The sequence below is a fragment of the Pseudomonas sp. SL4(2022) genome (assembly GCF_026625725.1).
In the GTDB taxonomy this organism is placed as follows: Bacteria; Pseudomonadota; Gammaproteobacteria; order Pseudomonadales; family Pseudomonadaceae; genus Aquipseudomonas.
Genome location: NZ_CP113060.1, coordinates 1,795,156 through 1,819,168, shown reverse-complemented (window position 1 = coordinate 1,819,168; position 24,013 = coordinate 1,795,156). Strand labels below are relative to the sequence as shown.

Here is a 24,013-nt window from a genome sequence, read left to right as displayed (position 1 = left end):
TAAGCGCGCATCCACGATGCCCCAGAACCCGTTCTACGGTATAAAACGCTCCCGTATTACCCGTCATACATGAGGCCTACACCGTGGAAGAAGTCATCGAACAGTTGCGCGAACTCAACGAGCCGGTGCCCGTCCCGCTGGAACTCCCCGATGAAGAAACCTTAGTGGAGATTCAGGAGCAAATCCTGATCCACCTGCCCTTTGGCCTGCGTGAATACCTGCTGCAGGTCAGCGATGTGGTCTACGGCCGCCTGGAGCCCGTCACCGCCAGCGATCCGCAATCGCACACCTACCTGCCGGAAGTCGCCGCCACCGCCTGGTCACTCGGCGTGCCACGCGAGTACGTGCCGCTGTGCGAAGACCATGGCAATTACTACGTGGTCGAAGAAGACGGCACCGTGCTGCTGTGGGAAGCCGAAACCGAGGAAATCAACGAAGACGAAACCTGGGAATCGGTCTGGCACTGGGTACGCGATGTTTGGCTGGAGAGCTGAATAATGGGCCAGGGATGGCACACGCCCCAGCAACTCAACACATGAACAGGCGGCAACAGCCTCACACCGCGTATTACCAGCTACTGGGATTGCTGCCTTTCGCCCTGTTTGCCAGCCTATTCGCAGCCTGCACCATCATGCTGATGCTCATCGGTGCGAGCTGGCGCGCCATCGAGTGGTGGCGCGAGGAGCCATCGGCATACCACGCCATGGACAACCGGACTTACACCCGTTGTTTGCGCCGTGTCGATGACTTGTACCAGGCTGCCCGCGAGTCGGTAAGGCTGGAAAATGCTTCCAGCATGGCCAGTGAAAACGCTTATCGCGGCTGGCTGCGACAAGCCCGAGACTTTAAGAAACACTGTGGACCGGAAAACTGGCCGAATCAGGCGGTACCACAGCATCCCGCGGACTGGCTGCCGCATCTGGGCAAACCTAAAGCTGACTGGCCAGCGCAGGTGCCAGACAGCGAATAAACACAACGGCAGGCCACAACCTGCTTCAGGGCAGATAGATCCGGAATACTCCGCCGCCCAGCGGCGCGCCGTTGGCCAGTTCGATATGCCCGCGTAGGCCATTGCGCTCGTGCAGTTCGGCAATCCGACCTGCGAAATAGAGGCCCAGGCCGGTGCTGCCAGTACTGTGCCTGAGACCAAGGACGTAGTTGGACTGCTGGACGAGCATTTCCTCGGGGTAGCCCTGGCCATCGTCGCAGATCGCCAGTACCAGCTGCCCGTTCTCCTCCCAGGCACTGATCAACAGGGCACTGTGGGCGTAGCGGATGGAGTTGGTGATGATGTTGGCGACCACTGAGCCAAGCAGTTCCTGATCAAAGAAACCCATCAAGTCGAAGCTCTCGACCTCGCAACGTGCGCTGATCTGCCGGCTTTGCAGCACCTCGAAATGCCGTGCCAACTGGGCCTGAAGAAAATCGTCGACTTCGTGATAACCGGGGCGCATCGGCAGCTGGTTGACGCCGAGCTTATACAGGCCGAGCAACTGCACCAGCATGCCGTTGAGACGGGCAAACTCGTAATCGATCACCCCTTGCTCGGCAACGGTCTGCTGTTCGGCAGGCAACTGCGCCTGCCACTGCGCGTGGGCACGGGTCAGCATGGCCAGGGAGTTCTTCATGTCATGCACGGTTGAGGCAATCACCAAGGAAAAATCCAGCGCCCCAGGCTCATCACTCATCAGCCGGCTACCCGCTGTTGCAGTTGCAGATAACGGGCATGGCGAGGATCCGTGGTGGGCATTTGGCTGGCTATTGCCAGGCAGTGCCGACATTCGGCCAGCAACTCGGCCGACAGGTTCTGCGCGCCTAACTGCAACAATGACTGCGCAGTGTTGAGGGCAATACTGAGATTTTTGGGCTGCAGGGCAAACGCCTGGCGGAACAGTCGCAGCGCTTCGTCATACTGCTTCTGCTGGTAGCAACGCACACCTTGCCGGTTAAGTTCGACCGCCTCCTTACCACCCGAAAGAATGTCGCTGTTATCGGTTTGCCTCGCCACCCCCTGCATCACCTGCGGGTCGTCGCCGTAGGCTTCAACACAGGTTTTCAGCAGCGTGTCACTCGCCTCGCCCTGACCCAGGGCGCGCAACTGACTGGCAACACTGAGGGCGGCATCGGCGGCAAACAATTGCGGCAAACGGGCCAGTGCAGCAGCAGCCTCGGCAGCCAGTTGCGCGGCCTTCTTGGGCTCACCGGATTTCATCAGGCTACTGGCCATGGCCAGGCGCGAGCGCAGCTGCACATTGGGGTCGCCAGCATAATTTCTGTCCAGCTCGCCGAGGGCTTGGTTGACCTCAATCTGCAGGCGTTTGTCGAGTGTGCCATCGCCAGCCTGTGCAGTGATCGCCTGGGCCAGCCCCAGGTAGTTTTCCGGGCTTTTGAACTTGGAGGTGCGGCCCTGCTCCATGGCCTGGCGATAGGCCTTGCCGGCGCTACCAAAGTCCTGGTTATCAAGGGCCAGCTTGCCCAGTTGCATCTGCCGTCGAATCGCCAGCGGCGCCAGCTTGACCGCATCCTCCAGGACTTGCTGGGCACGCAGACTGTCACCCTGAGCCTGCAGAACAGCGGCCAGGCCGTCATACAGCGATGGCATCATCGGAAACAGTTTGAGCCCCTGTTCGTAGAGACTCTGTGCGCGCGCCAAATCGCCGCGCTTGTGCGCCAGACTGGCCATTGCCACCTGCGCCCAAGGCAAAGGCCGCTCGGCCAAGACGCCATTGAGCAGCTGCTCCAGTTCGTCCAACCGGCCCAATTCACGCAGAGCGGTGGCGTGGTAGCGCTGGCATAGTGGCAGGTAACGCTTGTCCTGTTGACTGAGGACCTTGCAGGCCTCCAGAACAGCGGAGGGGTCCTGCTTATCGAGCCCCTGGAGAATGCCTTTGAGTGCTGTCTTACGCTCAGCCAGCTTATCCAGCCGCTGATCGAGGCTGGCACGGTTGAATGGCTTGGTCAGGTAAGCATCCGGTTCGTGCTCAAGGGCACTGAGCACCATAGCTTGACTGCTTTCGGCAGTGACCATGACAAAGATGCACTGATGGCTGATCAGCCTGCCCGCGATCAACTCCTCCAGCACCTGTTGGCCATTCTTGCCGCCGCCCAGGTTGTAGTCGTGCAGGATGATGTCGTAGCGCTTGTTACGGCACATGCTCAGGGCTTCTTCGCCACGGTCGGCGGTGTCCACATCACGCGCGCCCATGTCACGCAGCATGGATTTCAGCGAGCTGCGGAAGTCGGAAAAATCATCGACGATCAGAATGCGTTTACTGCCGTAATCCAGCATTGCAGAGCCCTTTTACTGACGCCTCAGAATCGCTTCAGTGTATATGGGTGCAGGCGATCCCGCCCATGCTGTCCATGCGCAGAGAACTGAATTGTGCTGAGCTGGGGCGTGTGGCCCTGCTGAAAGCGCTGTCGACGCGGCCTGGTGGGGCCAGTCAACTGCCGAGCATCAACTCCAGTCATCTACCTCTACAGCCAGCGTTTCTGGCTGCTCGAGAAGCACCTGAGGCTCTGGCAGTAATAGAGGCTGCGCCGATTCAAGGGTTGGCGACGGCCACTCTGCCTCCGGCACCACCTGCGGCTGCTCCGGCGGGGCAATGACCTGCCCGGCAATTTCATTGTAATCCGGCACAACTATGCCCGGTTCTGGCGGCGTGATTACACGCCCGGCAATTTCGTTGTAATCCGGCACAACTATGGCTCCTGGCGGCGTGACTACACGCTCGGCAATTTCGTTGTAATCCGGCACAACTATGGCTCCTGGCGGCGTGACTACACGCCCGGCAATTTCGTTGTAATCCGGCACAACTATGGCTCCTGGCGGCGTGACTACACGCCCGGCAATTTCGTTGTAATCCGGCACAACTATGGCTCCTGGCGGCGTGACTACACGCCCGGCAATTTCGTTGTAATCCGGCACAACTATGGCTCCTGGCGGCGTGACTTGTGGTCGCAGCACTTGCGGTGGCTGCACCTGTGGCCGTGGCGGCGGAGCAGGTTTACGCCCGGCCAGTCCCGCTTGGTAGCCTTGCAGATAGCTCTGCACGGCGACAGTGCGCTGCTGAACAGGGCAGAAGGCGTTGAACCAGTTGCTGTCCTGCGCTGTGCCCATGGCACTATCACGCAGGCCGCGCTGGTGGGCAAAGCCTGCTTGGCAATCGCGCGCCACTTGCTCGTTGTGTATTTGCTGCAACTCTGCGCAGCCACTGAGTAAGCCCAGCGTGCAGCCAAGCAAAATAGCTCTGTTCATTGTCTGTACTCATCACGCTATGGTGGCGTGGCTATCGGAATGGACGAACAGCCTAAACCGGTATTACTGAACCAACGCTGAACAGCCAAACCAAAACATCAGCCCTGTACGTGCAGCAGACAGCCCAAAAATTACTTGCAGGCAGCGCAGTACCCCACCTCAAGCACAGTACCGGTAACACCGGTATGAGCCTGTGCTGTGCCGGGCGCATCGCCAAACGGCATCAACGCAATGCTGTGCATGGCCATCTCGAACCGGCGCATGGTGCTCTGCTGGGGGGAGGAGTGTTTCGGATTGGCTATGCCCCAGCTACCCGCTGCAGAAACCTTTTATAGGGTGGTTAGCGGCGCTGAGGGTGATTCTGGCGGGGAATCACGTATTTCGAGCATCGCGTAATCCACCCGTTACCGCTCTTTAATGCCCCTTAAAAAGCTGTTTGGGACGACAAGTACATCGCCTTCGGATTTATCTGCCTTGAAGCGACTGCGGCCCTGCGTCGTGTTAACGCCGCAGGGCCGTATTGTCGATCGTGAAAAATTCGTGGCTTTCCAGCCAGCCGGCGCGCACCCAGTGCCAGACCGACTCCTGGGTTTCGTCTTCGTTGCTTTCAGTTGTCGGCTACCGTATTGCCCGCGCTTCAGCATCCAGTCAACGCTGACCCTGCTCAAGATCGAGCAAATTGAGGAGAAAACGCGCGAAATATAGGAGATCCTGCTCCATCGCCTGACGTGCGGCCTTGGCATCGCCGGCTTCGATAGCGGTAAAGGCATCTTCGTGAAAATCGTTCAAGCGCAGCGATAAATCTGCACCGGTAAACAGACGGTTGAAGAAGGGGCCGACCTGCAGCCACAGCGATTCAATGCTGCGCAGGAGCACCGGGTTACCGCAGGCGCTGTAGAGGCGCAGATGAAACTGGCTGTTGGCATCCAGATAGGCATGGATATGGCGCTGCTCGATAGCCTGGTCCATACGCGCCACGCAACCACGCAGTTCGGCCAAATCGGCAGGCGTCAGACGCGGAGTGGCCAACTCCACGGCCAAACCTTCAAGGCCCAGGCGAACCTGAAAGATATGCTCATAGCGTTCGCGAGTCATCGGCGGCACGCGCACCGAGCGCTGTGGCTCGCCCTCCAGCGCGCCCTCGGCAACCAACCGCTGCAGCGCGGCCCGCACCGGCATCGGGCTGGTGCCCCACTCGGCGGCCAGGTCACGGATTTTCAGGCGCTCGCCGGGCTGAAAGCGGCCAACCAGCATGCCTTCACGAATACGTTGGTAAAGGTGTTCCTGCAGATTATCGGCCATGGTTCAGCGGCGTCCTTGTACCGGCGGCGCGGGGAGTTGGGCGAGGGTCAGCGAGCAGTTGTGCATGAAGTTCTCCGATGTTTAGAAAATGGTCTGAGTGGCTCTGCTAGAGGCTGGCTAGGCGCAGGGGTGCTTGAAAAGCGGAGTTGACTGCAGTCAATGAGCATTTTCAAGTATCCCTGCAACAACGCCTGACCGACGCAGAGGCGCTCACGGGGCCTTGTTCTCAATCAGGCAGTTACCGCCATCCACAACCAGCACCTCGCCGGTGATATAGCTGGCCTCAGGCGAGGCGAGAAAGGCGACGGCAGCAGCGACTTCTTCCGGTCGCCCGGCGCGACGCATCGGCGTGTAAGCAGCCGCGTGGCGTTCTTCTTCGGTGCTGGAACCGGTGGCGATCCACCCCGGCGCCACGCTGTTAACCGTAATGCCCTGCTTGGCTACCTCCAGCGCCAGCCCCATGGACAGGCCAAGCATACCGGCCTTGGCCGCGCTGTAGGCGGATTCACCGGGGTTGCTGCCACGGGTGCCGGTGGTTGAGCTGATATTGACGATACGGCCATAGCCGCGTGTGCGCATGCCCGGCAGCACGGCGCGGGTGAGCAAGAATGCCGTGCCGAGGTTACGCGCGATGGACAGATTCCAGGTCGCCAGGTCCATGTCCGCCAGCTCGGCAAACGGCTCGGGGCTGCCTTGCATGGCCATGCCGGCGTTGTTCACCAGAATGTCGATCTGGCCCCACTGCGCCTGCGCCCAGGCGAGTAATTCACCGACCTGCTGCTCATCGGTGAGGTCAGCAGCGCGGCCGCGTGCTTCAATACCTTCGGCACACAGCTCAGCGGCACGCTGTTCAACGCGGGCGCTGCTGGCGGTGAGCAGCACGCGCGCACCTTGCTGACCCAAGCGGCGGGCGATGGCCAGACCGATACCCGACTCACTGCCTGCGCCACTGATTAACGCAACGTGCTGTTGGAAGACCATTCCATAACATCCTGTGATCACAAATATGGCGTTAATCTAGCAATAAAGCCGAATCAAACCAATGCTTGAGTTTTCTGTGATCACAAAATAGCATGTGCAGATATTCGAACGAGGTGTTCAACATGACTGCCAGTGGTATCCACCCATCCGCCGTAGAAACCTTCGCCCAGCGTGAGCGTGAGCGCTTTATCGCGCGCAACCCGAAATCCGTGGCCCTGGCCGAGCGTGCGCGTCACTCGCTTTACGGCGGCGTGCCAATGCACTGGATGGCCGACTGGTCGACCCCGGTGCCGCTGTTTGTCGAGCGGGCCAAGGGCGCGCGCTTCTATGACGTGGACGGTCATGAGTACATCGATTTCTGTCTGGGCGACACCGGCACCATGTTCGGCCACTCCCCGGACCCGATCGCCAAGGCCATCGCCGAACAGGGCAACAACGGCCTGACCACCATGCTGCCGGGCGAAGACGCCGTGGTCTGCGGCGAACTGCTGGCCGCACGCTTCGGCCTGCCGTTCTGGCAGGTCACCGCCACCGCCACGGATTCGAACCGCTACGTGCTGCGCTGGGCCCGTGCGATCACCCAACGCAAAACCCTGCTGGTGTTCGATGGCTGCTACCACGGCACGGTGGACGATGTGATGGTGCGCTGCATCGACGGCGAAACCGTGCCGCGCTCCGGCCTGGTCGGCCAGGCCTACGACCTGACTGAGTACAGCCGCTCGATCCCGTTCAATGACGTGGCGGCGCTGGAAGCGGCGCTGGCGAAAGGCGACGTCTGCGCCCTGCTCTGCGAGCCGGCGATGACCAACATCGGCATGGTCCTGCCCGAGCCGGGCTTTATGCAAAAGTGCCGCGAGCTGACGCAACAATACGGCGCGCTGCTGATCATCGACGAGACCCACACCATCTCCACCGATATGGGTGGCTGCACTAAATTATGGGACCTCGACCCGGACTTCTTCGTGGTCGGCAAGCCGATTGCCGGCGGCGTGCCGTGCGGCATCTTCGGCTGCAGCGCGGCGATGGCCGAGGCCATGACCGCTGCGCGCAAACGTGCCAGCGAAGGCAGCCATGGCCACGGTCACAGCGGCATGGGCACCACGCTGTCGGCCAACGCCCTGGCCATGCATTGCATGCGCGCCAACCTGGAACAGGTGATGACACCCGCCGCCTACGCGCACATGCTGCCGCTGGCCAAGCGTCTGGCCGATGGCTTCCGCAGCCTGATCAGCAAGCACGACCTCAAGTGGTCGGTGACCGAGCTGGGCGCGCGCAGTGAGTTCCAGTTCTGCCCGGTGTCACCGAAGACCGGCGCCGAAGCCGAAGCGGCATTCCACGACGAACTGCAGATGGCCCTGCACCTGTACCTGATCAACCGCGGCATCCTGATCACCCCGTTCCACAACATGACCCTGTGCTGCCCGAGCACATCGGCTGATGATGTGGACAAACTGATCGCCATGCTCGACCAGGCCCTGACCGAGCTGCTGGCCATCCCCGGTGCACGCGAGTAAGACCGCCTACTTCGTAGGGTGGATGACGCTCTTTTCATCCACCGGCAGGCCGCACCGATAACCGATTCCCACGGTGGATGGATAAAGCGTCATCCACCCTACAGAGACCGCCGCCATGCAATTCGCCAACCCCCAGGAAGCCCGTGATTTCCTCGCCAATCACCCCGAAGTGCGCAGCATCGAGTTGATGCTGATCGACGCCAACGGCATCCCACGCGGCAAGCTGCTGCACCGCGACGAGCTGCTGGCCATCTACGAGAACGGCCGGCCGCTGCCCAGCTCGATCCTGGCGCTGACCATCCAGGGCGAGGACGTGGAAGAAAGCGGCCTGGTCTGGGAAGTCGCCGACGCCGACTGCTGGACCTACCCGCTGCCCGGCAGCCTGACCCTGCAACCCTGGCGCGCCACGCCCACCGGGCAGCTGCAGGTGAGCATGCACCCGACTCAGGGCATGCCCGCTGCCCCGGCCGACCCACGCCATGTACTGGTACGCGCCATCGACCGGCTCAAGGCCGACGGTTACCACCCGGTGATGGCGGTGGAGCTGGAGTTCTACCTGCTGGATAAACAGCGCGACGCCAACGGCCGTCCGCAACCGGCGCTGCAAACCAATGGCGTGCGCCCGCAAGCGCCGCAGGTGTACGGCGTCTATGAATTGGAGCAGTTGCAGCCGTTCCTCGATGACCTCTACGCCGCCTGTGAAGTACAGGGCTTGCCCGTGCGTACGGCGATTTCTGAGTACGCACCCGGCCAGGTCGAACTGACCCTGGAGCACCGCTTCGACGCGCTGCAGGCCATTGATGAAGGCGTGCGCTACAAGCGTCTGGTCAAGGGCGTGGCCAACAAACACGGGCTGCAGGCCTGCTTTATGGCCAAGCCGTTTGGCGACTTGGCCGGCAGCGGCATGCACATGCATGTCAGCCTGGCGGATGAAAACGGCAACAACCTGATGGCATCCGAAGACCCGCACGGCACACCGCTGCTCAAGCACGCCATCGGCGGCATGATGGCCACGCTGAATGATGCACTGGCGATCTTCTGCCCCAACGCCAACTCGTTCCGCCGCTTCCAGGCCAACAGCTACGCGCCGCTGGCCAAGAGCTGGGGCGTGAACAACCGCACCGTGTCGTTCCGCGTACCGGGCGGCCCGGCCAAGAGCCGGCATGTCGAGCACCGCATCTGCGGCGCCGATGCCAACCCCTATCTCGCGGCGGCGGCGATCCTGGCCGGTATTCATCACGGCATCAACAACCAGATCGATCCGGGCGAAGAAATCATCGGCAACGGCTACGAGCAGGCCCGCGAAACCCTGCCAACCGACTGGCTGACCGCCCTGCGCGCGCTGGAGAACTCCGCCTGGGCCAAGGAAGCCTTGGGCGAGGACTTCCTCACGGTGTTCCTGGCGATCAAGTGGGCCGAATTCCGCCAGTTTATGGGCGAAGTCGGTGAGCAGGACTGGCGCTGGTACCTGACCCACGCCTGACGGTTGAAGCAGCACCAGCTACGCTGTACAGACCCTGAGCACCCTGGAGTGGCTCATGCGCCTCTGCATTATCCTGGCCTGCTGGCTGTACAGCGCCCTCATTACCGCCGCCCCCCTGCGCGTGGGGCTGGAAAAACACGACTACTACCCCTACTTCAAAGCCGTAGAGGGCCAGGCATTCGAAGGCTACTGCATCGCATTGCTGCAGGCCTTTGCCAAGCATCAGGGGCTGCAACTGGAGCTGCGCCCGCAACCGGTCAATCGCCTATACCGCAACATGCTGGGCGAACATAGCCTTGATCTGCTGTTTCCCGATAACCCTGCCTGGTCACGCCAGGCCCGCGATGGACAACCGCTGTACTACAGCCAGGCGGTCGTCGAGATCGTTGATGCCACCCTGGTACGCCGCGAGCACCTGGGTCAGGGGCTGCAGGCGATCAAACGGATTGGCATTGTGCGCGGCTTCACTGCCGAAGCCTGGCAGACGCAACTGCCCAAGTACGCCATCGAACTGATCGAGGTGCAGGACATTCAGAGCATGATCCGCATGCTTGAGCGGGGCCGGCTGGATGCCCTGTATGCCAACCCGAAGGTGGTCGAGCACCACATGCAGCTGCTCGACATTCCACCGGCGTCGATCCAGCAAGACCCGCAGCTGCCCCAGATCACCACACACTTTCATCTGAGCAGTTACCAACACCCGGAGCTGATCAAGGACTTTGATCGCTTCCTGACAGAGCAAGCCCCCCAGCTGAAACAACTGCAACAACGGTTCAATCTGCCCTGATCCTCAGGCTAGAGCACTCAGCACCTGATAGGGTTGCACCATTACTTCGCACAGAGCCGCTTCATGGAACCTGGAACCGCACAACTGACGATGACTGTTCTGATGACTCCGGACATGGCCAACTTCTCCGGCAACGTGCATGGCGGCACCCTGCTCAAATACCTTGATGAAGTCGCCTATGCCTGTGCCAGCCGTTTTGCCGGACGCTATGTGGTCACGTTGTCGGTGGATCAGGTGATCTTTCGCGAGCCCATTCATGTCGGTGAGCTGGTGACCTTTCTGGCTTCGGTCAATTACGCCGGGCGCACGTCAATGGAGGTCGGCATCAAAGTGATCACGGAAAATATTCGCGAACGTTCGGTGCGCCATACCAACAGCTGCTTTTTCACCATGGTGGCCGTCGATGAACAGGGCAAACCGGCCGTCGTACCCGCGCTCGAACCGACCACCAGCGACGCCCAACGCCGCCAGCGCCAGGCTCTGCAACGCCGGCAGATCCGCCAAGAACTGCAGCAGCGCTACCAGGCGCTGAACGAAGAAAAAAACTGAGCGAGCAAACATCCACCCACGCCCCCGGCACAATCGCGCCCAGCGCATAACACCGAGTAAGGCCATGGAAAGCCTGTATTTTTCCCCCATGCTGCTGGGCCTGAACCTGATGCTGGCGAGCGCCATTGCCTGCAGCGGGCTCTGGTATTTCTCCCGCCCCTACCGGGGCCCCGGTTTGTGGATGCTGGGCAGCTGGACCCTGATCATCGGCATCCTGCTGTTCATGGGTTTTATGGCCAGTGGCAGCAAACTGCTGAATATTCTCGGCAACGCCCTGCAACTGGCCGGCGAGGCGATCATCCTGCTCGGCGTGTTTCGCTTTCTCGGCCTGCCGCTGCCTTGGTGGACCGTCCCCGCCAGCGCCGGGTTGATGAGCCTGGTCCTGAGCTGGCACTGGTGGCGCAGCCCCATCAACTCGGAATACCTCATCGCGCTGTACGCCGCCATTGGCGGCCTGCTGCCCCTGCAAGCCTGCTGGGCGCTGTGGCGTGCGCCCAGCGAGGTGGAACTGCGCGGCGTCTGCCGGTTTGTCGCCATCGCCTTGCTGGGTTATGCCCTGGTCACCTTGGTGCGCGGCGTGATTGGCCTGCACGATGGCCTGCAAGGCATCGTCCACGAGGATGTCACACGCTCGGTGAGCTACCTGCTGCCCTACAACTTCGGCATTCCCCTGTGGCTTGTGGCCCTGGTCGGCCTGGTGCTGCTGACCATGCGCCGCATCCTCGCCGACAGCCAGCACAACGCCCAGCAGGCGGCTGCCAACGTCGAGCGCTTCGAACGCCTGATGAGCGTGAGCAACGCCGGGGTGATGGTGCTCGACGGCGGACGCATCATCGACAGCAACCCCAAGCTGGAACAGCTGTTTGCGCAAACCCGCGAACAGCTGCTCGGCCAACCGCTGTCCCGACTCTTCGACAGCAGCAGCCAACAGACGCTTAGCGAACTGCTGCAACAGGCCGATGGCCGCTCCCATGACCTGCTCGCACAACGCGCTGACGGCCAGCCATTCGCCGCCGAGCTGAGCATCGCGCGCCTGGCCGAAGCGCAGCAGCAGGTCGCCGAGATCCGCGATGTCAGTCAGCGCAAGGCCCTGGAAGAACAGCTGCGCCAACTCGCCACCACCGACCCGCTGACCAGCGCCCTGAACCGCCGCGCCTTCCAGCAACGTGCCGAACACGAGCTGAGCCGTAATCAACGCCAAGGCACCCCGCTGTGCTTGGCGATGCTCGACCTCGATCACTTCAAACGGGTCAACGACCAGTACGGCCATGCCGTCGGCGATCAGGTGCTGATGGCGTTCAGCGAACTGTGCCAGCAGCAGGCGCGCAGCACCGACCTGTTCGCCCGCTTCGGCGGTGAAGAATTCGTTATTCTCCTGCCCGACAGCGACCTCAACGCTGCGCAACAGCGCCTGGAACGGCTACGCAATGCCCTGCACACGCAGCCCCTCGCCACTGTCCAGGGCCCGCTGCACATCACCGTCAGCATCGGCCTGACCTGCGCCCGTCCCGGCGACAGCCTGCAACAGCTGCTGCAACGCGCGGACACCCAGCTGTACAACGCCAAAGCGCAGGGGCGAAACCGTATCTGCTTGGATGCGTAAGCGAACGGCAGGCTCTGTTAAGCTCAGCCTCCTGCCGCCGGAGCCGCCATGATCGACCTCTTCGATGTATTTCTGCTGATGCTGTTCGCCACCGCGTGCGCCTGGCTGTGGCATGCCCATGGTCTGCGTGAGCACGCACTGGGGTTGGTGAAACAACATTGCGCCAAATCCGACATCGAATTGCTGGATGAGAATGTCGCCCTGCGACGGCTCGCCCTGTTACCCGATGCACGCGGGCGCAAGCGCCTGGCGCGGGTGTATGGCTTCGAATTCACCGTCACCGGCGAGCAGCGGCATGTCGGCAGCATCACCCTGTTTGGCAAACAGCTGGGGCGTATCGAACTGGCGCCGCACCCTTTCCGTGAACCGCCGGCACCCAGCGCTCAGGTGATTGAGATGCAGCAGTGGCGCAGTCAGCGTCAGGATTCGGATAACAGCACGCCGCATTAAGGCCGACTAGTTAAAATCCCGATCAGCCAGAAAGGCCAAGATCTGCTGCCATTCGGCGCGGCAGCCGTGGGTCATCGGCCGGCACAACACGCGGCATTTCAACCGATGCCAACGCCCGCCCAACTGATTGCGCCGGCAACCCGCAAACAGCCATTGCGGCTCGAACCCCTCCCACACCCCGGCGACGGCCCAGTGGTTAAGCCAGACCTGCGGCGCCACCTCATACGCGTAGATCTGCTGCAATTCAGCCAGGCTCAAACCACTGGCGCGCAGCCGCGTGGCGATAGATCGGAGCGCGGGCTGGTCCAGTTCAGTGTCCAGCCACAGCTCGGAGAGCGCCAGCCAGAGATCCTCGCGGCTGCTCATCGGGCTTAGTCGCGCTGCAACAGAAAGTGCGCCACCCGTGCGGCGCTGTCGGCCGGATGCTCCTGCATAAAGCAGTGCCCGCCTGGCACCACATGAGCGCTGACCTGGGCATTACTGGCACACCAGCGCGCCACCGACTTGGCGACAAAGGGGTAACTGCGCTGCCCATAAAGCACCTGGGTAGGCGTCGTCACCCTGGCCAGCGACGGCCATAGACGCTTGGGAAAAGAGCTGAAGATGTCTGCTTCGCGGCTCGGCCGGCAGCGCAGTTCGGCGCCCTTGTCGCTGTCTTTCAAGGCATGCTGGATATAGGCGGTAAATGCTTCTTCGCTCCAGCCCCGAAACATCCCATGCCCCTGCAGCGCGGTATGCGCAGCGGCGCGGTCCGGCCAACTGCTGCGGCGCTTGAGCGCCTTGCTGGCCAGGGTGCTGCGCCGGCTTAATCCCACCACCTCGGACAACGCCATCACGCCGATCATTGCCGGGCTGAACAACACCGGATCGAGCAAAACCGCACGCTGGAATAACGCCGGATGACGCGCCAGGATCAAGCTCGTCAGTACCCCACCAAAACTGTGACCCAGCGCATAGGCCGGGGCAGCGGCAAAGCACCCACGACCGGCGGTAAACGCTTCAACTGCCAACTCGGCGCTGCGGTTCCAGCCGTGGAAGCGCCCACCATGATCACTCTCACCATGTCCCTGCACATCGCACAGCCAGAGGTCAAAATCCTCGGCCAACAGCGCCAGCAGCGGTGTTTAAACCCGCCCGCAATAGCCGTTGCCATGCAGAAAATGCAGCACGGGCTTGCCCGAAGGCGGCGTATGCCAGCCGCGCAGGGTAAAACCGGCGCTGCTGTCGTGGGACCAGGGTTGAAGGTGCATGGGCATGCCTTGCATGATCTTGTTGATGGGCGTTATCCGCATCGCCATAGGACTCGTCAGTCCTATCTGACTCCGGCATGCTGGCCGCAGAACTATCAGGGAGGACGTCAGGGTGTTTGTTTTACTGGAATCCAGCCACGCAGGCTTTATCGAGCACCTGCAAGCACAACTCAGCAGCGCCGGCATCGACTGCCATGTACTGGCTATGGGACGCGCCGCTGACAACGAACAGCACTTTGCTATTCGTCTGCCGCTTTACAGTCAGATGAGCAGGGCTCGGCACCTGCTGTACCGCGACAGGCTATTTGCCCTGCGCATCGACCCGGTATTCAAGCCCGAGTGGCAAGCACTGCGCGAAGCCCCCAAACAGCAGGTGCTGCAGTGGCTCACCTCACCCCTGGCTTTGCGTATCAGCGCCCTGGCCGTGCTGATTCTGCTGTTCGGCAGCCTGGCCGAAATGCTCTGGCGCTGATACACAGGCAGCCAGCCCAGCCTGCAAGGCGGGCACGTCCTGCGCGTCGCTGAAGATCAGCTCCAGCCGCGAGTCCTTGCGCCATTCGCTGGGTTGCCACTGCAGCGGCTGGCCGTTGAGGGCATTGGCGGACTGCCAGCCGGCGTTGGTGTAAAGCACCAGCTTGGCGCGACGCCAGGGCAAGCTGCTCAGCCATTGCTGCACCTGCACCGGCGCAAAGTGCTGGCTGGGGTGCCAGCGCCAGCCAATGCTCCAGCCTTCGGCCTGTTGCTGAATCTGGCAGATTGGCTCACTCACGCTGCGCCACAGTTGCGCTAAGGGCGCAGCAGTGTTGGGCAGGCTCAGTGCACTGTCGCCTTCTGTGGCCTGCGCGGCAAAACCGGGCAATTGTGCCAGCGGCAGCGCGCCCTGTTCTGTCCAATACAGCGGTCTTTCGCCCAGTTGCGCCTGAATGCGCGCCCTGGTTGCTTCATCCAGCCCTTCGGCCTTGTTCAGCAGTAACAAACCGGCGCGGTTAAGCGTCGCCTGCTGGCTATCGGGCAGCGCTTCACCCGCAGCAAGGGCCTGAGCATCCAGCACCAGTAACGGCTCCTGCACCGCCAACACACCCGCCCAGGGCGCAGCCTGCAGTTGTTGCAGCAATTGCAGCGGATGACCGAGGCCAGACGGTTCGATCAGCAGGCGATGCGGTTTGGCCTGACGCAGCAGGCGACTGAGACCCACCTGAAACGGCACGCCGTTCACGCAGCACACACAGCCGCCCGCCACTTCACCCAAGGCGATGCCGTCGTCATAGGTGGTTAACAAGGCGGCGTCCAGACCGATCAGGCCAAACTCATTGATCAGCACGGCCCAGCGTTCATGCGCCGGGCGCTGCGCCAGCAGATGACGGATCAGGCTGGTTTTACCGGCACCGAGCGGCCCGGCAATCACATGGGTAGGGATATTCTTCAGCATGGGCCTATGGTGCGGGTTTGCCTGCCAGGAGAGAACCCCGAGCATGGCGCAGACTGAATAAAAGCTGCGTGCTAGAGTTTGCAGCCCATTTTTGACATGCCATTAACCTGCGCCTGCAAGGTTCGCCTGTTTTTGGTCATTGTCCTTTTATCGAGGCTTCTAACGATGCGTGGCGCTCTACTGCTTGGCTTGTATCTGGTGTCCGGCCTGGCCTGGGGTGAAGCCTGCGTGGTGCACAGTCAGGCCGAGCGTCTGGATGTGAAGGTGTGTCAGCAGAACCGCAGCATCCCGCCCACCCTGTTCCGCACCGGCTTCTGCCAACCGCAGTTGCAGGGGCAGAAGGTCGAGGTGGAGTTTGTCGAGCAATGCCCCACCGGCGCCTTTGGCGTGTGCCGCAATGCCACCGTCGGTGGTACACCGTATAAGCAGGATGTGCACTATTACGGCATTGCCAGCGATACGGCTTACCTCAAGCCGTTCTGCGAGAAGCAGAGCAAAGGCGTGTGGATGGCGTACTAGACGGCTGTCAAACCCCGGTTAAGCCATACCGTCGCGGCTAAAGCCCCTCCCACAAGACACAACACACTAGCGTGTCTCGACAGCCATGCCTGACAAGCACCGTCATCAAGGCGTAACCCGGCCTGTGTTCTAGTGGCTGTGGGTACCTCACCCCTCCTGCCGGATCACGCGCCGGCAGGTTCTTCTGGTGCTTCGGGCTGCTTTAACCGCAGCCTATTTTTTTGCCTACATTCAGACCAGCCAATCCAGGGTCAACAGTAACCGCCGCTCACCGGCAGGCGGTTGCGGCGAGCGGTGAATCAACCCGCCACCCTCGTTGCCGATCCATTTCTCGCCCTTGGCCAACAGCACATGCCCGGTCTCAGCGCGCTGGATCAGGGCCGGATCGCTGGGCTCAGCGGCGGGGTCGCCCAAGCGGCGGCGCGCCATCACGCCTTCCTCCAGCCACTCGCTGCCGACCCCGGCGTAGCTGGTAATCAGCCGCACCGGCACGTGATCAACGTGAAAACGCGGGCACATGGCCTTGTCGAGAATACGCAGGCGCAGGCCGATGCGTTTGGCGTCGAACAGGCAGGCAAAGGCGCTGACCAGCCAGCTGACGTCCTGCAAAAAGGCCGTCTGCCCCGGCAGATCGCTGTAGGCATCGACCAGGCCGCTCAGGTTGGGCTCGCTCTCCGGGCTGGCCAATTCCAGCACGATGGATTGCCCCAACGGCTCGCCCTGAACCAACAGGGCGTTGGCGAAATCGCTGATCTGCGCGGGCAACTGACGTTGCCAAAGCGCCAGGTTGATGTGATCACGCAGCACCTCGCCAAACACATCAATCTGCTCGCTGGCGATCTGCTGCACAGGTTGACGCAAAACCGGCGCAAGCATCAGGCGGCCTCCTCGTGCCAAGGGCCGAACGGGTCCGGCAGCGCCGACCAGGCGTCCACGCCCTGGGCCATTTCGGCGTCGCTCAGCAGGCAGGCGTCCAGCTCGGCGGTCAGTTGCGCAAAGTTGATGTTCTGCCCGATGAACACCAGTTCCTGGCGGCAATCGCCACTCTGCGCTTGCCAGTTTTTCATGATTGCCTGCAGCCCTTCGTCGTCGGTCGGCCACTGCGCCTTGGGCACAAACCGCCACCAGCGCCCGGCAAACCCATGGCGCATCAGGCCGCCGGCCTGCGACCAGCTGCCGGCTTCCTGGTACTTGCTGGCCAACCAGAAGAAGCCCTTGCTGCGCAGCAGGCGGCCGTTGGTCCACTCGCGGTTGATGAAGGTGAAGAAGCGCTCCGGGTGGAACGGCCGCCGCGCGCGGTACGCCGTGGAGGCGATGCCGTATTCCTCGGTTTCCGGAATGTGCTCACCGCGCAGCTCTTTGAGCCAGCCCGGCGCTTGGGCCGCACGCTCGAAATTGAAACGGCCGGTGTTGAGGATTGTGTTAAGCGGCACCGCGCCCATGGCCATGGGGATGATCTCGGCGTGGGTGTTGAGCCCCTTGAGGATGGCCATCAGCTCTTCGCGCTCGTGGCTGCTGATCAGGTCGATCTTGCTGATCAGCAGCACATCGGCGAATTCCACCTGCTCGATCAGCAGGTCGGTGATCGAGCGCTCGTCGTCCTCGCCGAGGGTTTCGCCCCGGCTGGCCAGGCTCTCGGCCTCGTGGAAATCGCGCAGGAAATTCACCCCGTCGACCACGGTGACCATGGTGTCCAGGCGGGCCAGATCGGCCAGGCTCTGGCCGTCTTCGCCGCGGAAGGTGAACGTCTCGGCCACCGGCAGCGGCTCGCTGATCCCGGTGGACTCGATCAACAAATAGTCGAACCGGCCATCACGGGCCAGGCGGCCGACTTCTTCCAGCAGGTCTTCGCGCAGGGTGCAGCAGATGCAGCCGTTGCTCATTTCCACGAGCTTTTCTTCGGCACGGTTCAGGCTGACATCGCGCTGAACTTCGCTGCCATCGATGTTGATTTCGCTCATATCGTTGACGATCACCGCCACTTTCAAACCCTGACGGTTTTTCAGGATGGCGTTGAGCAGGGTGCTTTTACCGGCACCAAGAAAGCCGGACAGCACGGTTACAGGTAGGCGTTCTGGGGTCATGGGTGTCGTCCTCATTCAGTCACGGTCACGCTGGTGTTTTTCGCGCTGTTCTTCGCGCTCTTTGGCTTCGATGCACAGGCTGGCGGTGGGGCGCAGCAACAGGCGTTTAAGGCCGATGGGCTCGCCGGTTTCCCGGCACCAGCCGTACTCGCCACGTGCCAGGCGGGCGAGGGCCTCGTCGATCTTGTCGAGCAGCTTTTTTTCGCGCTCCAGCAGGCGCAGTTGCCATTGCCGCTGCTCCTCAGCGCTGCCGATGTCGGCCGGGTCGCTGCTGGTTTCCCGCTCGCACAACCCTTCAAATTCGTCGGCAATCCGTGCCTGCAACTCGCTGCGCTGCTGCAACAGCAATGCGCGGAAGAACCGCTGCTGCGCGTCGTTCATGTAGTCATCGGCCGGCTGGGCCAGCAGTTGTTCTTGGCTAATCAGGGTCGTGCTCATGATGCGAATTCACTGGTATGCGGCCTCAATTGTTATAACATAACATTTATCACCCGCCACCACCTCGGATTTTCTGATGAATGCACTCACCCTGCCGGATATCGCCAGCCAGGCCAGCCACCATGCACAGCGCCTGGACTGGGTGGGCATGGGCGACATTGCCCTGCCTGTGTGGCTGGCCGACCAGCGCATCAATGCCCGTGCCAGCGCTGGCGTCAGCCTGGATGACGGCAGCGCCCGTGGCATTCATATGTCGCGGTTGTACTTGGCGCTGCATGCGTTGGAAGCGCAACCCCTGACCCCGGCCGTGCTGCAACAGTTGCTCAATAATTTTTTGCACAGCCACGAAGGCCTGTCGCAAGAAGCCAACGTGACCCTCAAAGGCGATGCCTTGTTGAGTCGTCCGGCGCTGGTCAGCCCATTGTCCGGATGGAAGTCCTACCCCTTCGAAGTGCGCGCACACCAGGATTCATGGGGGTTTCACGTGGAACTACAGGTGCAGGTGGCCTATTCCTCGACATGCCCCTGCTCAGCCGCGCTGGCCCGCCAGTTGATTCAGCAGCAGTTCGCTCACGACTTCGCCAACCAGCCGATCAGCCATGAACAAGTGCTGGCATGGCTCGGCTCACCTCACGGCATCGTCGCCACGCCACACAGCCAGCGCAGCTACGCCACCTTGCAGGTGCGCTTGCAGACCGACAGCACGCAGCTGCCGCTGGTGGAGCTGATCGACGCCGCCGAACAGGCCCTCGGCACCGCCGTACAGACGGCGGTAAAGCGCGCCGATGAACAAGCCTTCGCCCTGGCCAACGGGCAAAACCTGATGTTCTGCGAAGACGCTGCCCGCCGCCTGCACAGCGCCCTGCGCGAACAACCGGCCTTCAGCGCCTTTCACTTGCGCGTGGTACACGCGGAAAGCCTGCACGCCCACGATGCGGTTGCCGTCAGCCGTTGGAACTGGAGCCCGGCATGATCCACTGCCACAACCTGCAATGGGGCCCTGCGGGTCAACCGCTGACTCCGCCGCTTAATCTGCACCTGACCCGTGCCAGCCTGACCGGGGTAATCGGCAGCAATGGCTGTGGCAAAAGCAGCCTGCTCAAGGTCATCGCCGGCATCGTTCAGCCCTCGCGCGGGCAGGTCGAACTGGCCGTGCCGCGCCTGGGTGGCGTGGCCTATCTGGTGCAGCAGCAGGCACTGGACCGGCAATTCCCGATCACCCTGCAGGAGCTGGTCAGCGCCGGTTTATGGCGCAGCCGCCTGAGTCGCCCGCAACGTCAGGCGCGGTTGGAGCAGGCTTTGGCCGACTGGGGCCTGAGCGAGTTAAACCAACACAGCCTGCACGCGTTGTCCGGCGGTGAATTGCAGCGCGCCCTGCTCGCACGCCTGAGCCTGACCGATGCGCAGGTGCTGTTGCTCGACGAGCCAGAGGCCGCGTTAGATGAACACGGCCTGGCCCTGCTCTGGCAGCACATCGCCCGCTGGCAGGCAGAGGGCCGCACGCAAATGGTCGTAAGCCATTCACTGAGCCATATGAGCCAGCACCTGGACAACGCCCTGCTGGTGTCGCGCAGCGGCTGCATCTTCGCGCCGATTCGCGAGCTGATGGGCCAACGCTCGCCACTGGAGCATGTGGCGTGAGTCTGGAACTGCTGTGGACGCCCTTTATCGAATTCGCCTTTATGCGCCGCGCGTTGCTGGGCGGCGTGGCGCTGGCGATCAGTGCCGCGCCACTGGGGGTGTTTCTGGTGTTGCGGCGCTTGAGCCTGATGGGCGATGCGATTGCCCACGGCATCTTGCCCGGCGCGGCGCTGGGCTTCTGGCTGTTCGGCCTGAGCCTGCCGGCCTTGACGCTTGGCGGGCTGGTCGCCGGCCTTGGCATGGCCGGAATCGCCGCTTGGGTGACGCGGCGTACCGGCCTGCGTGAAGACGCCAGCCTGGCCGCCATTTACCCGATTTCGCTGGCCAGCGGCGTGTTGCTGCTGGGCCTGGCCGGGAACAAGCTCGACCTGCTGCACCTGCTGTTCGGCTCGGTGCTGGCCGTGGATCCGCCCACCCTGAACGGCATGCTACTGGTGTCCATCGGCAGCTTGTTGCTGCTCGCCCTGATATACCGTTGGCTGCTGATGGACAGCCTCGACCCGCTGTTTCTCGGCGGCGTCAGCCGCTTCGGGCCGCTGGCTTACGGGCTGTTTCTGGGCTTGGTGGTGCTCAATTTAATGGTCGGTTTTCAGGCCATCGGCGCGCTGATGGTCGTCGGTTTGATGATGTTACCGGCTGCCGCCGCACGCTTCTGGAGCCGCCGCCTGCCGCGCATGTTGCTGCTCGCCGCCCTGACCGGCGCAACCTGCGTCTGGCTTGGTCTGCTGCTCTCCTACTACACCAACCTGCCCAGCGGCCCGTGCATCGTCCTACTCGCCGGTCTGGCTTACATCGGCTCCGTCGTATTTGGCCCGCTAAATGGCCTGCTGCGCCGCCAACCCCGCTTATCGCCCGCTTATTGAGGAATCCCTATGCGCATCCTGATTGCCCTGCTGACCTTAAGTGCTGCCCTGTTCACGCACGCGGAAGAGAAGCTCAAGGTTGTCACCAGCTTTAGCATTTTGGCCGACATTACCCAGCAAATTGCCGGAGATAAGCTCGAAGTTCGCAATCTGGTGGGTGCGGATGCTGACGCGCATGTCTACCAACCCAGCGCTGAGGATGCCAAGGCCGTATTCGCCGCCGACCTGATCATCGCCAACGGCCTGGGCTTTGAACCCTGGCTGACGCGCTTGATCGACAGCAGCGAAGCGCCCGGCACACGTCTGGATGCCAGCAGCGGCGTGCTGCCATTGATGCTTGATGAAGACGGCCAGCAGGTCGCCGATCCGCATGCCTGGCAGAACCTGGCCAACGCCGAAATTTACGTGCACAACATTGCCAAGGCGCTGATCCAGGCCGACCCGGCCAACGCCGCGCATTACAGCGCCGGGCGTGATGCCTACCTGGCACAAATCCGCAGCCTGCTGGCCGAGGCCAAAACCGGCCTGGGCCAACTGCCGCCAGCGCAGCGCACCATCATCACCAGCCATGACGCCTTCGCCTATTTGGGTCAGGCCTACGGCCTGAAATTTGTCGCGCCGCAGGGCTTGAGCACGGCTGATGAACCGTCCGCTGCCGACGTGGCCGCGCTAATCCGGCAGATTCGCGCTGACGGGGTAAAAGCCGTGTTTGTTGAAAACATCCGCGACCCGCGCCTGATCCAGCAAATCGCCAGCGAGGCCGGGGCCACAGTCGGCGGCACGCTGTACTCCGACGCACTGGCCAGCGAGGGGCCGGCCAGCACTTACCTGGGCATGTTCAAATACAACCTCGACACCCTGCTGGCCGCGCTCAAGCCATGAGCCTATGGCTTGAGCTGGAACAGGCCGGGCTGGGCGACAGCCGCCCGCTGGCCGCCGTGCTGGAGGCCATCCCATGGAATACTGACGGCCTGATCGCCGCTATCGCCCAGCAACATGACAGCGGCGAGGTGCTGATGCTGGCCTGGATGAACCGCGCCGCGCTGGAAGAAACCCTCGCCAGCGGCCAGGTCTGTTACTGGTCGCGCTCACGCCAGCAGTTGTGGCGCAAGGGCGAAACCAGTGGCCACCGGCAACGGCTGATCGAGGCGCGGCTGGACTGTGACGGCGACGCCGTGCTGCTGCTCGTTGAGCAACAAGGCCCAGCCTGCCACACCGGCCGACCCAACTGCTTTTACAACGCCATCCGCGACGCGCGGGTGAGCGTGATCAGCGTGCCGCAATGAAACGCCTGCTGCTGGGCCTGGTGCGGTTGTATCAATACCTGATCAGCCCGTTGCTCGGGCCGCGCTGTCGCTTCCACCCCAGCTGCTCGCACTACGCCGTCGAAGCGCTGGAACGCCATGGCGCGCTGCGCGGCAGTTGGCTATCCCTGCGCCGCTTGTTGCGCTGTCACCCCTGGCATCCGGGCGGCTACGACCCGGTGCCGCCCACTCATCCCTGTCACGAGGAGCATCGCCATGACTGACCTGCTGATCCGCAACGCACGCCTGATCAACGAAGGCCGCGAATACGAGGCCGACCTGCTGGTGCGCCACGGCCGCATCGAGACCATCGCCAGCAGCCTGACCGGCGTGAATGCCAAGGTTGAGATCGACGCCGCCGGGCAGTTTCTGCTGCCGGGGATGATCGACGATCAGGTGCACTTCCGTGACCCCGGTGCGCCGCACAAGGGCAGCTTCGCCACGGAATCGCGGGCGGCGGTGGCCGGCGGCATCACCAGCGTCATGGACATGCCCAACACCAACCCGCCGACCCTTAACCTAGAGGCGCTGGAAGCCAAAGAGCGGCGCGCCGCCAACTGCTCGAAAACCAACTTCGGCTTCCACTTTGGCGTCAGCCACGAGAACCTCGACATCGTCGCCGCGCTCGACCCCAACCGCGTGGCAGCGGTGAAAGTCTTTATGGGTGCCAGCACCGGCAACATGCTGGTGGATGACCTGCCCTCGCTGGAACGGCTGTTCCGCGATTGCCCGACCATCATCCTCACCCACTGCGAACACACGCCGCGCATCCGCGAACGCGAACAGCAGTGGCAGGCGCAGTACGGCGAGCAGATTCCCGCCGAGCAGCATCCGCTGATCCGCGATGCCGAGGCCTGCTACCAATCCTCCAGCCTCGCCGTCAGCCTGGCGCAGCGCTTTGACACCCAGTTGCACGTGCTGCACATCACCACGGCCCGCGAACTGAGCCTGTTCCAACCCGGCCCGCTGGCCGGCAAGCAGATCACCGCCGAGGTCTGCGCGCACCACCTGTACTTCGATGACCGCGACTACGCGGCGCTCGGCCACCTGATCAAATGCAACCCGGCGATCAAAACCCAAGCCGACCGAGATGCCCTGCGTCAGGCCCTGCTGTGCGGCCGGTTGGACATCATCGGCACCGACCACGCCCCGCACACCCTGGAAGAAAAGCAGCGGCCCTACCTGCAAGCCCCGTCCGGCCTGCCACTGGTGCAACACGCCCTGCCCTCGCTGCTGGAACTGGTGGCCGACGGCCTGCTGCCTCTGACCACCTTGGTCGAGAAAACCAGCCATGCCGTCGCGCAGCGCTTTGCCATCGAGCAGCGCGGCTACCTGCGCGAAGGCTACTGGGCCGACCTGACCCTAATCGAGCGCCTGGCCGAACCGCGCCCGGTCGAAGCCGACCCCACGCTCGCGCACTGCGGCTGGACACCCTTCCAGGGCCGCGCCTTCCGCCATGCCGTGCGCACCACCATCGTTTCCGGCCAACTGGCCTGGCACAACGGTCAGGTGCAGGACGACTGCGAGGGCTTGCCGCTGCGCTACCAGCGCCAATAAC

General features: G+C 62.5%; 28 protein-coding genes and 1 pseudogene. 17 read left to right on the top strand and 12 right to left on the bottom strand.

Features of this window, described 5'->3' with window-relative positions:
* Positions 1–83: 83 nt before the first annotated feature.
* Together OU997_RS08765 and OU997_RS08760 are read left to right on the top strand one after the other, a co-directional pair.
* The gene (locus OU997_RS08765) at positions 84–494 is read left to right on the top strand and encodes an SMI1/KNR4 family protein (protein ID WP_108486738.1); all 411 of its coding nucleotides are present in this window, start codon (positions 84–86) and stop codon (positions 492–494) included.
* A gap of 41 nt (positions 495–535) precedes the next feature.
* Positions 536–970, top strand: a complete 435-nt coding sequence (locus OU997_RS08760; protein ID WP_108486737.1) for a hypothetical protein — start codon at positions 536–538, stop codon at positions 968–970.
* A 25-nt stretch (positions 971–995) separates the two neighbouring features.
* Here the strand turns inward: OU997_RS08760 and OU997_RS08755 are convergent, their stop codons facing one another.
* The 6 genes from OU997_RS08755 to OU997_RS08730 all read right to left on the bottom strand — a co-directional run bounded on the left by OU997_RS08755 (position 996) and on the right by OU997_RS08730 (position 6,541).
* Positions 996–1,688, bottom strand: a complete 693-nt coding sequence (locus OU997_RS08755) for a sensor histidine kinase (protein WP_108486736.1) — start codon at positions 1,686–1,688, stop codon at positions 996–998.
* Complete coding sequence (locus OU997_RS08750; RefSeq protein WP_267809683.1) at positions 1,688–3,289, bottom strand: tetratricopeptide repeat-containing response regulator; 1,602 nt, start codon at positions 3,287–3,289, stop codon at positions 1,688–1,690. Before OU997_RS08750 ends, OU997_RS08755 begins: the two co-directional genes overlap by 1 nt.
* Positions 3,290–3,457: 168 nt before the next feature.
* A complete protein-coding gene (locus tag OU997_RS08745) occupies positions 3,458–4,258 on the bottom strand; it encodes a hypothetical protein (RefSeq protein ID WP_267809682.1) in 801 nt (266 codons plus the stop codon).
* 131 nt (positions 4,259–4,389) lie between these two features.
* Entirely contained in the window at positions 4,390–4,521 is a 132-nt protein-coding gene (locus OU997_RS08740) for a hypothetical protein (RefSeq protein ID WP_256582912.1), read from the bottom strand.
* A 385-nt stretch (positions 4,522–4,906) separates the two neighbouring features.
* On the bottom strand, positions 4,907–5,560 hold the full coding sequence (locus OU997_RS08735; RefSeq protein WP_267809681.1) for a GntR family transcriptional regulator: 654 nt from the start codon (positions 5,558–5,560) through the stop codon (positions 4,907–4,909).
* 210 nt (positions 5,561–5,770) lie between these two features.
* On the bottom strand, positions 5,771–6,541 hold the full coding sequence (locus OU997_RS08730; protein ID WP_267809680.1) for an SDR family NAD(P)-dependent oxidoreductase: 771 nt from the start codon (positions 6,539–6,541) through the stop codon (positions 5,771–5,773).
* A 122-nt stretch (positions 6,542–6,663) separates the two neighbouring features.
* Between OU997_RS08730 and OU997_RS08725 the strand changes: the two genes are divergently transcribed.
* The 6 genes from OU997_RS08725 (at position 6,664) to OU997_RS08700 (ending at position 12,927) form a co-directional block, all read left to right on the top strand.
* Entirely contained in the window at positions 6,664–8,055 is a 1,392-nt protein-coding gene (locus OU997_RS08725; protein ID WP_267809679.1) for an aspartate aminotransferase family protein, read from the top strand.
* Between the two features lie 115 nt (positions 8,056–8,170).
* Positions 8,171–9,538 carry a glutamine synthetase family protein gene (locus tag OU997_RS08720; RefSeq protein WP_108489185.1) on the top strand — a complete coding sequence of 456 codons (1,368 nt, stop codon included), beginning with the start codon at positions 8,171–8,173 and terminating at the stop codon, positions 9,536–9,538.
* Positions 9,539–9,593: 55 nt separating this feature from the next.
* The gene (locus tag OU997_RS08715; RefSeq protein WP_108489186.1) at positions 9,594–10,325 is read left to right on the top strand and encodes a substrate-binding periplasmic protein; all 732 of its coding nucleotides are present in this window, start codon (positions 9,594–9,596) and stop codon (positions 10,323–10,325) included.
* Between the two features lie 63 nt (positions 10,326–10,388).
* The gene (locus tag OU997_RS08710; protein ID WP_267809678.1) at positions 10,389–10,874 is read left to right on the top strand and encodes an acyl-CoA thioesterase; all 486 of its coding nucleotides are present in this window, start codon (positions 10,389–10,391) and stop codon (positions 10,872–10,874) included.
* A gap of 64 nt (positions 10,875–10,938) precedes the next feature.
* Positions 10,939–12,477, top strand: coding sequence for a diguanylate cyclase (locus tag OU997_RS08705; protein ID WP_267809677.1), 1,539 nt, complete (start codon positions 10,939–10,941; stop codon positions 12,475–12,477).
* 48 nt (positions 12,478–12,525) lie between these two features.
* On the top strand, positions 12,526–12,927 hold the full coding sequence (locus OU997_RS08700; RefSeq protein WP_267809676.1) for a DUF3301 domain-containing protein: 402 nt from the start codon (positions 12,526–12,528) through the stop codon (positions 12,925–12,927).
* Between the two features lie 6 nt (positions 12,928–12,933).
* On the opposite strand, the gene OU997_RS08695 is transcribed toward OU997_RS08700, so the two are convergent.
* Complete coding sequence (locus OU997_RS08695; protein WP_267809675.1) at positions 12,934–13,293, bottom strand: DUF7079 family protein; 360 nt, start codon at positions 13,291–13,293, stop codon at positions 12,934–12,936.
* Between the two features lie 5 nt (positions 13,294–13,298).
* Positions 13,299–14,177, bottom strand: a pseudogene (locus tag OU997_RS08690) (alpha/beta fold hydrolase).
* A 112-nt stretch (positions 14,178–14,289) separates the two neighbouring features.
* On the opposite strand from OU997_RS08690, the gene OU997_RS08685 reads away from it, so the two are divergent.
* On the top strand, positions 14,290–14,649 hold the full coding sequence (locus OU997_RS08685) for a hypothetical protein (RefSeq protein ID WP_108489192.1): 360 nt from the start codon (positions 14,290–14,292) through the stop codon (positions 14,647–14,649).
* On the opposite strand, the gene OU997_RS08680 is transcribed toward OU997_RS08685, so the two are convergent.
* Entirely contained in the window at positions 14,569–15,606 is a 1,038-nt protein-coding gene (locus OU997_RS08680) for a CobW family GTP-binding protein (protein ID WP_267809674.1), read from the bottom strand. The two genes, OU997_RS08685 and OU997_RS08680, sit on opposite strands and share 81 nt — an antisense overlap.
* 165 nt (positions 15,607–15,771) lie before the next feature.
* Here OU997_RS08680 and OU997_RS08675 point away from each other — a divergent pair, with 165 nt between their 5' ends.
* Positions 15,772–16,125: an NADH:ubiquinone oxidoreductase gene (locus tag OU997_RS08675; RefSeq protein ID WP_267809673.1), complete on the top strand. Its 354-nt coding sequence runs from the start codon at positions 15,772–15,774 to the stop codon at positions 16,123–16,125.
* A gap of 231 nt (positions 16,126–16,356) precedes the next feature.
* On the opposite strand, the gene OU997_RS08670 is transcribed toward OU997_RS08675, so the two are convergent.
* The 3 genes from OU997_RS08670 to dksA are packed head-to-tail and all read right to left on the bottom strand — an operon-like array spanning position 16,357 to position 18,647.
* Positions 16,357–17,001 (bottom strand): DUF1826 domain-containing protein, encoded by a 645-nt coding sequence (locus OU997_RS08670; protein WP_267809672.1) that lies wholly within the window; start codon positions 16,999–17,001, stop codon positions 16,357–16,359.
* Positions 17,001–18,209: a zinc metallochaperone GTPase ZigA gene (zigA, locus tag OU997_RS08665; protein WP_267809671.1), complete on the bottom strand. Its 1,209-nt coding sequence runs from the start codon at positions 18,207–18,209 to the stop codon at positions 17,001–17,003. The genes OU997_RS08670 and zigA overlap by 1 nt, the downstream gene beginning before the upstream one ends.
* 15 nt (positions 18,210–18,224) lie before the next feature.
* Positions 18,225–18,647, bottom strand: a complete 423-nt coding sequence (gene dksA, locus OU997_RS08660) for an RNA polymerase-binding protein DksA (protein WP_420713257.1) — start codon at positions 18,645–18,647, stop codon at positions 18,225–18,227.
* A 76-nt stretch (positions 18,648–18,723) separates the two neighbouring features.
* On the opposite strand from dksA, the gene folE2 reads away from it, so the two are divergent.
* From folE2 to OU997_RS08625, 7 genes are read left to right on the top strand one after another with little or no spacing between them, the layout of a single operon-like run.
* A complete protein-coding gene (gene folE2 / locus OU997_RS08655; RefSeq protein ID WP_267809670.1) occupies positions 18,724–19,620 on the top strand; it encodes a GTP cyclohydrolase FolE2 in 897 nt (298 codons plus the stop codon).
* The gene (locus tag OU997_RS08650; protein ID WP_267809669.1) at positions 19,617–20,288 is read left to right on the top strand and encodes a metal ABC transporter ATP-binding protein; all 672 of its coding nucleotides are present in this window, start codon (positions 19,617–19,619) and stop codon (positions 20,286–20,288) included. Before folE2 ends, OU997_RS08650 begins: the two co-directional genes overlap by 4 nt.
* A gap of 41 nt (positions 20,289–20,329) precedes the next feature.
* The gene (locus OU997_RS08645) at positions 20,330–21,151 is read left to right on the top strand and encodes a metal ABC transporter permease (protein WP_267809877.1); all 822 of its coding nucleotides are present in this window, start codon (positions 20,330–20,332) and stop codon (positions 21,149–21,151) included.
* A 9-nt stretch (positions 21,152–21,160) separates the two neighbouring features.
* Complete coding sequence (locus tag OU997_RS08640) at positions 21,161–22,033, top strand: metal ABC transporter substrate-binding protein (protein WP_267809668.1); 873 nt, start codon at positions 21,161–21,163, stop codon at positions 22,031–22,033.
* A complete protein-coding gene (gene hisI, locus OU997_RS08635) occupies positions 22,030–22,437 on the top strand; it encodes a phosphoribosyl-AMP cyclohydrolase (protein WP_267809667.1) in 408 nt (135 codons plus the stop codon). Before OU997_RS08640 ends, hisI begins: the two co-directional genes overlap by 4 nt.
* Positions 22,434–22,679: a membrane protein insertion efficiency factor YidD gene (gene yidD / locus OU997_RS08630; protein WP_267809666.1), complete on the top strand. Its 246-nt coding sequence runs from the start codon at positions 22,434–22,436 to the stop codon at positions 22,677–22,679. Before hisI ends, yidD begins: the two co-directional genes overlap by 4 nt.
* Complete coding sequence (locus OU997_RS08625; RefSeq protein WP_267809665.1) at positions 22,672–24,012, top strand: dihydroorotase; 1,341 nt, start codon at positions 22,672–22,674, stop codon at positions 24,010–24,012. Before yidD ends, OU997_RS08625 begins: the two co-directional genes overlap by 8 nt.
* Position 24,013 lies beyond the last annotated feature (1 nt).